We start from the raw sequence: 11,319 nt of genomic DNA, 5'->3' as shown, positions 1-11,319 counted from the left end.
GCAAAATTCAAAACGTAGCACAGGCATCTTGCCTGTGGATTCAGATCGGATCGCCTCATTTAAGATGAAACAGTCCACTAGAGTCTAGCCAGGAAAGCGCTCTCCTGACAACGGTCCGGCGTCCCGCCGGGGCGCTTCGCGGAGCCCCCCGCAAAGCGCCCCCCAACTTAGCTGGAGGCGGGGACGCCCACTTTGCCGACCACTTCGCCGAGCAGCATCCGCCCGGCGGCTTCGAGCAGTTGCTCTTCCAGGTAGGGTTTGGTGAAATAGCCCCGGGCGCCGAGCTGATAGGCCATCTGGCGGTGTCGGTCCGCGCCCCGGGAGGTGAGCATGGCGATGGGGAGATCCTGGAGAGCCGGATCTTTCTGCATCCGGGAGAGCAGTTCCAGGCCGTCCATGCGGGGCATTTCGATATCGCAGAAGACGATTTCGCAGGGGAGGCCGGATTTGAGTTTTTCCCAGGCTTCCTTGCCGTCCCGGGCTTCTTCGACCCGGTAGCCCGACTTTTCAAAGGTCATCGACAGCAGCGATCGCACGGTGATCGAGTCATCGACGATGAGGACCGTGGGTTCGTTCTTGTGGGCGGGCGCTTCGGCCGCCTCGGTCACCCCGGCGTCCTCCCACTTCATCGTGTGGGCATCGGGGCGGATCTTGTCGGTAGCCAGGTCGATCAGCTCCAAGACGTCGGCGATCGCGACGATCTGGCCGTCCCCGAGTACCGTCGCCCCCGCCACACCGACGGGTTTGGGCACCGGACCCTCGAGCTGCTTGATCACGATTTCCTGTTCCACCAACACCTGATCCACCTGCACGGCCAGGTAATTCCCCGCCGCCCGCAGGACGATCACCGAAATCATGTCCTCCTCGACATTGGCGCCGTAGACGCCGCCGCGGCCGAGGTGGCGCTTGTAGGTGAGCAGCTCCCGCAGGTGCCGGAAGGGGAGGACGGACCCCCGCCATTCCAGGGTCGGCTTGCCGTCGGACCCGGTCTGAATTTGCTCCCGGGGCACGTCGATCATGTCCTCCACCCCGTCCATCGGGAAGGCGATGCGGGCGCGATCGCTGATGCAGCAGAGCGCCCGGGAAATGCTCATATTGAGGGGTAGGCGGATGGTGAAGGTCGTCCCCTCTCCCAAGGTGGAGTCCGTGGTGATCGTGCCCCGGATCTCGGCCAAATTGGTGCGGACCACATCCATGCCCACCCCACGGCCCATAATTTCGTTGGGATTATCCTGCGTCGTAAAACCCGGGCGGAACAGGAGGTCGTAGATCTCGTGCTTGGGCATATCTTTAGCCTGTTCGGGGGAGATCAACTGGCTCCGGATCGCCTTTTGCTTGACCCGCTCCACGTCGATGCCCCCGCCGTCGTCGGACACCGAGAGTACCGTTTGGTTGCCCTGGTGGAAGACCTTGATGGTGATCTGGCCCGTCGGCGGCTTTCCGGCCTTCTGGCGCACCTCGGGCGGTTCGATCCCGTGGGCGATCGCGTTGTTGACCAGGTGGGTGAGAGGGTCGCGCAGTTTTCCGAGCAGCATCTTGTCGATCAGGGTGTCCCGCCCCTCCACGACCAACTTGGCTTGCTTGCCGCATGTGATGGAAATATCCCGCACCGGCCGCTTCAGTCGGTCTGCCTCCTGGGTGAACTGCTCCATCCGCGCCTTGTTGAGTCCCTCCTGCAACTGGTTGGTGACTTGGCGGAGCTGCCGGCCCACCTGGTCGGCCTCCTCCACCAAGAACTCAATGTCCGCGGCCGACTCCCGCACCCGCACCACCAGCTCGATGATCTCCTGGGAGAGGGTATGGAAGGGGGTGAAGCGGTCGAGTTCGGTGGATTCAAACCCGGCCGTTTCCCCGCCGTCGGAGTCGTCGAGGGGGTGGGGCGACGACAGCATGGGTTTTTGGCGGTTGGAGAGCAGGGAAATTTCCAGCAGCGATCGCTCGTAGAAATCCTGCATCCGCTGCCCCACGTCACTCAGCAGCGACACCTGGTCGAGCAGGTTGTCCAAAAACTGGCGCATCCGCTCCTGATCCTGCTCCAGGCTGTTGCGGTTGACCACCAGTTCTCCGATCAGGTTGCTGAGATTGTCCAGTTGCTTGACCGGGACCTTGGCGATCTGTTCAAATTTGGGGGCCGGCTTCACGGGCGATCGGACACCTCCGACGGCGCTCGGGTGATCGTCAATCAACTTGGCCAAATATTTGAAGTCGTCCTCTTCCTCTTCCTCCTCCGCCTCCGCGTCCCCGCCGCCATCGGAGGCGGAGGTTGTCACCTCCTCCGGCGTGTTGAGGAGGCGGTCGAGGTCGGAGAGCATCTCATCCCCCTCTTCTGACGGTGGCCCCGACGCTTCGGGTTGATTCAACAGGTCGTCGAGGCCGGCAAAATCCTCGGCCTCGCCGTCCCCCGCCGGGGGGACAGCCGGCTCGGCGGGGGACGCTTTCGGTCGGCCGGCCGCCCGGGGCTCAGGCGGCGGGACGGGTTCCGGAGTCGTTTCTACCTCCGGCAACCCGAACAGTTCGCTGAACAAGTCGTCCTCGGCTTCGCCGTCCGCGGCTGTCCCCGCACCGTTTCCGGGGCTCGCGGCCGATTCTCTGGGGGGGCGGCGCGATGCCTCCGCTTCCCGGAAGGGGTCTTCGATTTCCTCACCCGCGACCAACTGTTCAAACCAATCCCCGTCATCGGTGTCCGGAGCCGCTTCCGGGGCGGCCGTCGTCGCCGAGGAGCCGCCGTCAACTGCCGTTTCGGTTTCGTCGAAGAGGACCGAAAAGCTCGGGTCTAGATCTTCCGACTCCCAGCCAGACCCGTTCCCGTCCGCCGTCGGGTTTGTCCCTTTCTCGGACTCCCCGTCGTCGAGTACGAGCAGTTGTTGGATGAAGTCGTCGGCGTCGTCGCCCCCCGCCGACCCGGATTTCGGGCGAGATTTGGCGGTGCCGGCCTCCGGTGGAGCCCCGGTTTCGATGTCGTCGAACAGCAGGTTCGCGAAGTCCTCGTCCCGGGTGGTCGCCGTCATTCCGGGGGTCGCGCCCGACGGTCTCGGCCTAGCGGAGTCGGGGGAATCCTTGCCGAAGAAAATGTCGAAATCGTCGGCACTCGGGTCGCCGTCGCCGGTTTCCGGCGTTCGTGACCGGGGGGTTTCTTCTTCCCAGCCATTTTCGATCTCGTTCCCGTTCCCCTCCACCCCTGCAAACAGGGCTGCCAGACTCTTCAATTCCTCCGGTTGCATAGCTGGGCCGCGGGGGGAGTGGCGATCGTCCGTCGAGATGTTCGGGATGGAATCCCCCGCCGGCAAGTCGAGCAGCGCCCCGGAGCCGGACGGCTTGGATTGGGGCGGGGCGTCCAGGGGGGAATCGTCGAGGGTCATGGGCGGGGTGTCGGGAGCCGGTTCGACCCCGAGTTGGGCCAGGAGTTCTTCGTTGAGGGTGGGGTCCTCTTCTGACCCGTCCCAGACCGGGGGCAAGAGGGCCTCCAGGGAGGAACTGACGACAATTTCATCTTCCCGGTTGGTGAGGATCAAGTCTTGGGCTTGTTTGAGTTGGGGGATGACCACCGGGGCCAGGGTGCGGTAGCTGTTGTCCGGGTTGGCGATCGCCCGTTCGACGGTTTCCAGGAAGCTGACCCAGTGGGGTTTGTCGAAGGTTTCGCCCGCCCGCCCCAACCCTCGGCAGAGTTCGACGAGTCGGTTGCGGCCGTCCGGGGTGGGTTGCTGTTTGAACAGTTGCAGCATCTCCCGCAGGCGATCGGGCACGTCGCTGCGGAAGAACAGTTCTTCGGCGCTGTCGATCGCCTCGGAGGGTTCGTCCCGCGCCGGCGGCGGCGCGGATGCCGGTGCCGGCACCGAAGGCGGCTCGGCCGGCGCGGGTGTCTGGGTCAAGACCACCCCCTTTTCGCCGCAGAGGGTGTTGATGTGGTAGTTGAGGCCGTCGAAGACCGGTTCGACTTCCTGCAACAGGCTGAGGGAGGTCTCTTCGGTGAGCCCGTAGGGACCCGACAGGTTGTCGATGAGGGCCTGCAGGGTGTCGAAAATTTGCAGGAACAGGGATTCGAGTTGCTGGTCTACTTGCAGCGGCCCCCGTTCGGTGATCTTTTCCAGGGCTTTGAAACTATCTTCGAGGCGGTGGGCGGTTTTTTGAATGCTGTGGAGGCCGAGCATGGCCGCCCCCCCCTTGACGGAGTGGGCGGCGCGGTAGACCTCGTAGAGCAGTTCGGAGTCTTCGATGGTCGATTGCAGGTTGAGTAAGCCCTGCTCGATGGTATTGAGGTGGTCTTTTGCCTCCTCAATGAAGTACCCCATGATGCGTTCTTGTTGTTCCGGTTGCATGGCTCGTTAGGATTCGCTAACAATTAACAATTAACAATTAATAATTAACAATTAATTATTAATTGTTAATGATCGGTTTACTGACGTTCGGAGGGATCGACCCGGAACCGTTCCACGGAGGTCAGCAGGTCCCGGGCGACGCCCACCAGGTTGCTGAGGGCGCTGGCGACCCGGTGCGCTTCTTGGGAGGTTTCCTGGGCGCTGTGTTCGACGGCCTGCATCACCTGGGCGACGGCGCGGGCGGTTTCGTTCTGCTCCACGGTGTCGGCGGTGATGGACCGAACCAGCACGTCGATGCGGTTGGTGACTTGGATGATGTCGTCGAGCGATCGCTTCGCCTGTTCCGCCAGTTTCGTCCCCTCGATCACCTGCTGGTTGCCTTCTTCCATCGCCATCATCACCGAGCTGGTCTGGCTCTGGATCTGCATGACGATCTGTTCGATTTCTTTGAGGGATTTGGCGGACTTGTCGGCCAACTGGCGCACTTCGTCGGCGACGATGGCGAACCCGCGCCCCGCTTCCCCGGCCCGGGCTGCCTCGATGCTGGCGTTGAGGGCCAGCAGGTTGGTGCGGGAGGCGATGTTGGAGATGATGGCGACGATCTTGGAAATTTCCTGGGAGGATTCGGCCAGCCGCTTCACGTCCCGGGTGGTTTCGGCCACGGTTTCCCGAATTTTCAAGATCCCGGCCACGGTCATCTGCACCGCCTCGCCCCCCTTGGTGGCCACGGCCGCGGCCGAGCGCGCCACCTCTTCGGCTTCTTTGGCGCTCTCAGCGACCCGCTGGATGGCGTCGGTGAGCAGTTGCACGGAGTTGAGGGTGGCCGCCAGTTCCTCGGCCTGCCGCAGGGCGTCCCCAGCCACGTCCTTGGCGAAGCTGGCGCTGTCGGTGGCCCCCTTGCTCACCTGGCGGGCCGCCTGTTTCACCTGCACGACGATTTCCCGCAGGTTTTGGATGGTGAGGTTGAAGGAGTCGGCTACGGCTCCGAGCACGTCGGCCGTCACCTCGGCGGAAACGGTCAGGTCGCCCCGGGCGGCCCCTTCCACGTCGTCGAGGAGGCGGATCACCTGGCGCTGTAGGTTTTCTTTGGCCTCTTCCTGCTCCTCGGCCTTGCGCTGGGCTTCCCGGGTGGTGCTCTGGATGAACTGCGCCATGTGGTTGAATTTGGCGCACATCTGGCCGAGTTCGTCTTCGGCGTACACGTTGACTCGGGCGTCTAAATTGCCCCGGGCGATGGCGTCGAACTGGGCCTGTAGTTCTTTGGAGGCTTTCCCCATCTGTCCGGCCGTGATCCGGCCGACGGTCCAGGCGGTGCCGAAACTGGCCGCCCCGGCCACGGCCGTCATGATCCAGCCCGTCGTCCGCAGGTAGTTGACCACCAAGGCCCGGTCGTTGCGGGCGGCGATCTGGGTGGCGACGTTGGTGGCGACGGCGACGGCGATCAGGGTGACGAGTCCCGTTCCCAGGGCCGTGTACAGGGATTTGATTTTCAGGGGTTTATTTTCGAGGAAGGCGAAGGAGCCGGGCTCGACGGAGAGGCTGGTATCGACGTGGTCTTCCGAGGGGGCGGTGAAGGTGGTGAGGGTCTCCCGCTCCGTCGGGGTCATCAGCTCCTCGTCTTCGTGGATGGCGGAGCTGTCGCTCTCGAGGTTGCTCGTCGTGGTGGCGATGAATTGGCTCTCGAGGTTGTCGTCTTCAAAGTCGGAGCTGTCGGGCAGGAAGGCGGAGGCTTCTTCCGGGGACACCTCGAAGTCCGGCAGGTGGCCCAGGTCGTCGAATTCTTCAAAATCGTCGAGGAAATCGTCGGTGGTTTGGGAGTGGGAGGCGATGCCCGTGGCGGCCGGGGGGGGGACGGACCCGTTGCGATCGCCTTTGGCAGTGGGCTTGGCCCAATCGCGGGGGGGGCCGGCTCCGTTTTCCTCGAACGTCTCTTCATCCAGGGCGTCCAGGTTGAAGCTGTCGGGAATGTCGTCGTCGGCGTCGAGGTCGGGGGGCTCCGCGAAGGCGGGGATGTCCGCGCCGTCCAAATCGAAGTCGGAGTCTTCCTCGAAGACCGGTCCGACTCCCCGGGAGGAATCGGTCAGCAGGGTTTCCGCCTCGTCGTCCGCTTCCGCCTCCCCGTCGAGTTCCATCATGTCGAAGGGGGACTCGTCAAAGTCTTCGGCGATCGCGGCTTTTCCATTCTGGCGGTGAGCTGCGGTCCGGGGAATTTCCGCCTCCTCCTCCGTCCCCGGGGGGGCTGGCTCTTCCAAGGGGGCAAAAATGTCGTCTAATTCGTCGTCGAACTCCCCGAGATCCGGGTCTCCGGAGAGGGTCTCGGAGCCCGCGTCCGGGGCGATCGGGCGCGGGCCGTTGCCGTTGCCGTTGGACGGTTCCGATTCCGGGGACAGGTCGTCCAACTCGAACCGGTCCGACTCCGGCTCCGGTTCGGTCGCCCCCAGGTCGGCGCCCGAGAGTCCCGGCCCTTTGAGTTCCGGGGCGATCGCCTCGTCTTTAAACAGGTCCCCCGAGAGTCCGTCGAGGTCGTCGTCGGGGAACTCGCCCTCGGGCGGGGCGAAGTGGTTGTCGGACTCGTCTTCTCCCGGGATCTCCGCGGCCAGTCCGAAGGGATCTCCGGTTTCCCAGTCGGTTTCCCCCACCACCCCCTCTTCCCCGTCGTCGGCCCCGTCCCCTTCCAATTCGGCGAATGGGTTGTTCAGGGGGTTGGTCAGGTCGGAGTCGGCTTCGTACTCGTCCAACTCTGCCCCCGCGTCGGCGAGGGGGTCGGACTCGAAGGCGATCGCATCGAAGTCCCCTCCCCCCAAGTCCGGCTGGGACAGATCCGAGGAGTCCAATTCCCAATCATCTTCTGGCATTCCCCCGTCCAATTCGGGTTCGGACATCGCCGGGATGCCGAGGTCGAGATCTTCCAAATCCTCGTCGGCCCCAGCCTCGCCCGCCGGGGACATTTCCATCGCTTCCTCGAAGGGTTGAGAGAAGTCCATCTCTTCCGGGTTCAGCTCTTCTTCCTCGAGGTCCAGTTCGCGCTCCTCGGCTTCGGCTACCCGTTCCGGCGGGGGGGAGAGGGATTCGATGTCGATGTCCAAATCCGACAGGTCGTCCGCGATGTCGGCGGCGAGGTCGGGTTCGGACTCTATCCCGACGGGTTCCGCCGCCGGTTCGTCGCCGTTGAAATCTTCTAAAATGGTTTCCGTGGCATCGTCAAAATCGTCGTCGTCCGGCGGCGGTGCCCCCGAGCCGTTGGGGGGGTCGGAGGAGGAACTCAGTTGGTCGGCTTCCGTCATGTAGGCTTGGGCTTGGTCGAGCAGTTCCGGGTCGTCCGTCAGGGTCAACACCGCGTTGTATTGTTCCCGGGCGACGTCATATTGCTGCAAATCGTAATAGATGTGGCCGCACAAAAGCCGGGCGGACGGGTCGTCGGGGTAGTCTTCGACCAGTTGACAAACTAAAGTCGCCGCCTCTTCCAAGTTGCCCTCGGTGTAGGCTGTCTCCGTTTTGTGATACTCCTGCAGATAGTCTGCACTTGCTGACATTTGCCATCCCTCTTTTGACTTTAGAGTTACCGTGAGAATTGTATGTAAGTGAATCCGACTTCAAATTCAGACTGGATTGGCTTCACACAATTTTGTTACTGCTCTATCAATAATTCGTTCGTCTATCTCCCCGACCTCTTCAATTGTAATCGTCCAAAGTCAAAAGCAGTCCCGTTTCCGAAGCCAACGGGTCGCTCCGATTCCCACCCTTCAGAGCGCCCACCGGGCTGACCGCAGAATGGCGATCTGGTCGAGCAGCCGCAACACCCGCTCCTCCGATTCGTCGAGGACCCACTCCCCTTTGATGTACTGCGCCATGCTGTCGGGCACCTGCACGGGCATCCGCATCTCGTCCGTGGGCAGCCAGTCCATCGCTGTCGAATTGTTGATCGCCTCGACCGCCAATCCGAGGATGGTATCTTGATCCTCGATGGCGATGACTGGAATTTCTGTGCGATCGGTATTTAATTGCATTGTATCTCCCAAAAACTGTCCCAGGTCGGCGACCCAGATCACCCGACCCCGCAGGTTGAGAGTCCCCAGCAGCAGCGGCGACACGTTGGGGATGGGGGTGATGCGATCAAGGGCCTGGGAGAGCACTTCTTTGATGCCCGTTGCCGGTAGGGCTAATTCGGCACCGGAGGCGACGAAAAACCGCAGGTGCAACTCCCCTTCCGGGGTTTCTAGCTCTTGGAATTCCGAGGCGTCCGCCCCCTGACCCGTCAGAAAATCTGGATTTCCGACCATCGTCCTTCACCTACCCCCGCAGCAATTGCTTGACGGTTGACACCAATTCGGTCGGCTGAAATGGTTTGGCAATGTAAGCGTCCGCACCTTGTTTCATGCCCCAATAGCGGTCAAATTCTTCCCCTTTTGAAGAACACATGACGATGGCGATATTTTGGGTTTTTGGATCGGATTTCAGACGGCGACACAGTTCGTAACCGTTCATCCGGGGCATGACAATATCCAGGACGACCAGGGCAGGGCTGTGCTGTTGGACTTGTTCGAGAGCCTCAACCCCGTCGCTGGCTACGGTGACCCGCAAACCGCTCTCTTTGAGGAGATTTGAGATCATCTCCCGCTGTGTCACACTGTCTTCTACAACCATAACTGTATTCATACTGTCTTGCTGAGTTGCTGGGTTCTGGGTGAATTGACACTACGGCGGAGGGACTGGGGCGTCTCCAATACTACATTTCGGCCAACCCTAACGCTCCGAGACACTCCGGTTGCAGGCCAAATGCTTGATTGCAACCGCGATGGAGATTGCTTTAACATAATATTATTTGATTTCAAGTATACCCAAGTTCGCTGCGGATTGATTTAGGTGGAACGAGATTCGGGGGTTTCGATCGCATCCCAATTTTCCGAGAGTTCCTCGCTCAGTTTGTTCTCGGGGGTCGGCCGCTCCGGACTCCCGCGGCCGACGTAGCCTTCGACCAGGGTCAGCAGTTCCGTCTCCCGAAACGGTTTGGTCAGGTAGTTGGTCGCCCTGACTCGCCGGGCTCTGAGGCGATCGATGAAGCCGTCGATCCCCGTGAGCATGATGATGGGGGTCTGCCGGAAGGCGCTGGAATTTCGCAACATCGCGCAGATTTCGTATCCGTTGAGTTCCGGCATGGCGATGTCGCACAGGATTAGGTCGGGTTTGAGTTGGAACACGTGGCTGAGGGCTTTCAGGGGATTTCCGATCGCCGTCGCCTCGTAGCCGTGTCCGGTCAAAATCAATTCCACTGTTTCCCGGATCACCCGGTCGTCATCGATGCAGACGATGCGGGGGACTTTGGCGGTGACGGCGAGCCGTTCGTCGGGGGAGGGACTCGGTTCCGAACCGGGGTTGAGGAGTTGCACCAAACCTTGCTGCACGAAGGGATAGATCGCTTTGGCGACGGTGACGATATCTCGGTTCAAATACCGGGCGATCTGCCGGAAGCTGGTTTTGCCGTCGGCCCAGCGGCTCAGAGTCTCGAAGGCGTTGGGGCGGACGCTCTGACGCAGTTTGTCGCGATCGAGGATCAGCGGACATTGATTCGGGGATTGGATGTGGGGGTGGAAGGTTTTCCACTCCTGAACCTGTTTCATGATCCGGGCCAGCAGGGGGCCGATCTCCAGAGTCATCAACTGGGGGGCCAGGGGGGGACTCATCTCGAAGTTGAACGTGCCCTGGTGCAGGCTCAACAGGTCGAATAGGGTTTCGCAGATCATGCCGTGCAGGATGCTGCGCCCCTGGGCCGGAGAGATGGCATTTTTCTCCAGCAGCAACCACAGGTAGCCGTATTCGGGGGCGTTGACGGCGGCGATGGAGGGGACTTCCAGGCCGTCGAGGGCTGTGTCCGCTTTGTAGCGGCGGAGGTAGTCTCGCAGCCGCAGCAGACTCCCTTCGCTCTGTCCGGCGTAGATGATGCGGCCGTTGAAGCAAAAGACCAGCCAGCACTGACCGTCAAACTGTCGGCGTAGCTTGTCTTTGACCGGATGTGGGGGGGGACTGTAGGCCTCGACCATCAATTCCCCGGTTCGCTGGCCCAGCTCGATCAACTGCAATATGCTGCGGATATCAATTTCATTCAAAGAGCCTTGCATGAAGCAAGTGGCCTCCCTATCATCGCTGGATTTCTACCTCCATCCTCTCACACCAGTCCCGCTTGATGTGGCTCTCGATCGGTTTGGCGTGCTTAAAAATTCTTCGCCCCCCTCGACCGGCGATCGGATCTCGGGTGTCCGGGGCGCGATCGCACCCATTCTCCACTGGGTCGCTTTCGGCGCTCCCCCCCATCGACAATAGCACAACGGGCGGGGGGCTGCCGTTGCGGGGGGCCGGCGATCGCGCTTTTACCCCGCCCTTCGGTCAGGGTTGGGGATGGGGATTTTCGGGGGGCGATCGGTTTTAGCTTTCGTTCACGAGAGCCAAACAACAATGAGCCACCTACTTTAACACCAACTGATATATTGCATTCCCTGACAACAATCCGTCGCCAAACAGCGATTAATCCTAATAATGGTACAGCAGATAGCGGTAGTTTGCGATCGGCTCGTGTTGTGATGCGCGATCGCCCCAATACCTTGCCCCGTTTTACGGCTCACCTATTCTTTACGGATCAATATTCATACGGCGCGCGATCGCACCAAAGGACGTTCATCAGCAACAAAGCGCGATTCGAGGACTAATCAAGTAGTTGAAGAGGGAGAAGGTGCTATCTGCAGTGTGTTGGTTTTTGATGCACAATTGACAACTGAACAGATTAAAGATTTTGAAAAAGAAGGAATTGGCGATCGCTGCATTGATGGTTTTGGCAGAATTGCTGTTAATTGGCTGGAAGAATATCAATATTTTTCAGCTAGATATCCAGAAATATTTCAACCGAATCAAAATCAATTAGAAGATGAGTACCATGACTGAGCCGCACAAAACGTCATATTATTAGACGCATTGTTGTATACGGTACTTTGATTTTAGATACACCAACTTG

Annotated in this window: 6 protein-coding genes; 1 reads left to right on the top strand and 5 read right to left on the bottom strand. The window is 60.8% G+C overall.

Translation table 11 applies throughout. The annotated features are described in order from the left end of the window. Positions 1-167 precede the first annotated feature (167 nt). The 5 genes from AC0QHF_RS18225 to AC0QHF_RS18205 all read right to left on the bottom strand — a co-directional run bounded on the left by AC0QHF_RS18225 (position 168) and on the right by AC0QHF_RS18205 (position 10,432). A complete protein-coding gene (locus AC0QHF_RS18225; RefSeq protein ID WP_324705660.1) occupies positions 168-4,316 on the bottom strand; it encodes a response regulator in 4,149 nt (1,382 codons plus the stop codon). Between the two features lie 77 nt (positions 4,317-4,393). Then, the gene (locus tag AC0QHF_RS18220; RefSeq protein WP_324705659.1) at positions 4,394-7,849 is read right to left on the bottom strand and encodes a methyl-accepting chemotaxis protein; all 3,456 of its coding nucleotides are present in this window, start codon (positions 7,847-7,849) and stop codon (positions 4,394-4,396) included. A gap of 210 nt (positions 7,850-8,059) precedes the next feature. After that, a complete protein-coding gene (locus AC0QHF_RS18215) occupies positions 8,060-8,596 on the bottom strand; it encodes a chemotaxis protein CheW (RefSeq protein WP_324705658.1) in 537 nt (178 codons plus the stop codon). A 10-nt stretch (positions 8,597-8,606) separates the two neighbouring features. Next, complete coding sequence (locus tag AC0QHF_RS18210) at positions 8,607-8,972, bottom strand: response regulator transcription factor (protein ID WP_324705657.1); 366 nt, start codon at positions 8,970-8,972, stop codon at positions 8,607-8,609. A gap of 203 nt (positions 8,973-9,175) precedes the next feature. Continuing rightward, positions 9,176-10,432: a response regulator gene (locus AC0QHF_RS18205; protein ID WP_324705656.1), complete on the bottom strand. Its 1,257-nt coding sequence runs from the start codon at positions 10,430-10,432 to the stop codon at positions 9,176-9,178. Between the two features lie 643 nt (positions 10,433-11,075). Between AC0QHF_RS18205 and AC0QHF_RS18200 the strand changes: the two genes are divergently transcribed. After that, on the top strand, positions 11,076-11,249 hold the full coding sequence (locus tag AC0QHF_RS18200) for a hypothetical protein (RefSeq protein WP_324705655.1): 174 nt from the start codon (positions 11,076-11,078) through the stop codon (positions 11,247-11,249). The last annotated feature ends 70 nt before the right edge of the window (positions 11,250-11,319 follow it).

The sequence above is a fragment of the Lyngbya sp. CCY1209 genome (genome assembly GCF_055795065.1).
Note: the sequence above shows the minus strand (reverse complement) of the source record. Positions and strands in the feature narration are given on the sequence as shown.

What these genes read in the sequence shown, in the direction of transcription:
- AC0QHF_RS18215 (WP_324705658.1), bottom strand. Translation starts at nt 8,596, where the DNA reads ATGGTCGGAAATCCAGATTTTCTGACGGGTCAGGGGGCGGACGCCTCG.
- AC0QHF_RS18210 (WP_324705657.1), bottom strand. Translation starts at nt 8,972, where the DNA reads ATGAATACAGTTATGGTTGTAGAAGACAGTGTGACACAGCGGGAGATG.
- AC0QHF_RS18205 (WP_324705656.1), bottom strand. Translation starts at nt 10,432, where the DNA reads ATGCAAGGCTCTTTGAATGAAATTGATATCCGCAGCATATTGCAGTTG.
- AC0QHF_RS18220 (WP_324705659.1), bottom strand. Translation starts at nt 7,849, where the DNA reads ATGTCAGCAAGTGCAGACTATCTGCAGGAGTATCACAAAACGGAGACA.
- AC0QHF_RS18225 (WP_324705660.1), bottom strand. Translation starts at nt 4,316, where the DNA reads ATGCAACCGGAACAACAAGAACGCATCATGGGGTACTTCATTGAGGAG.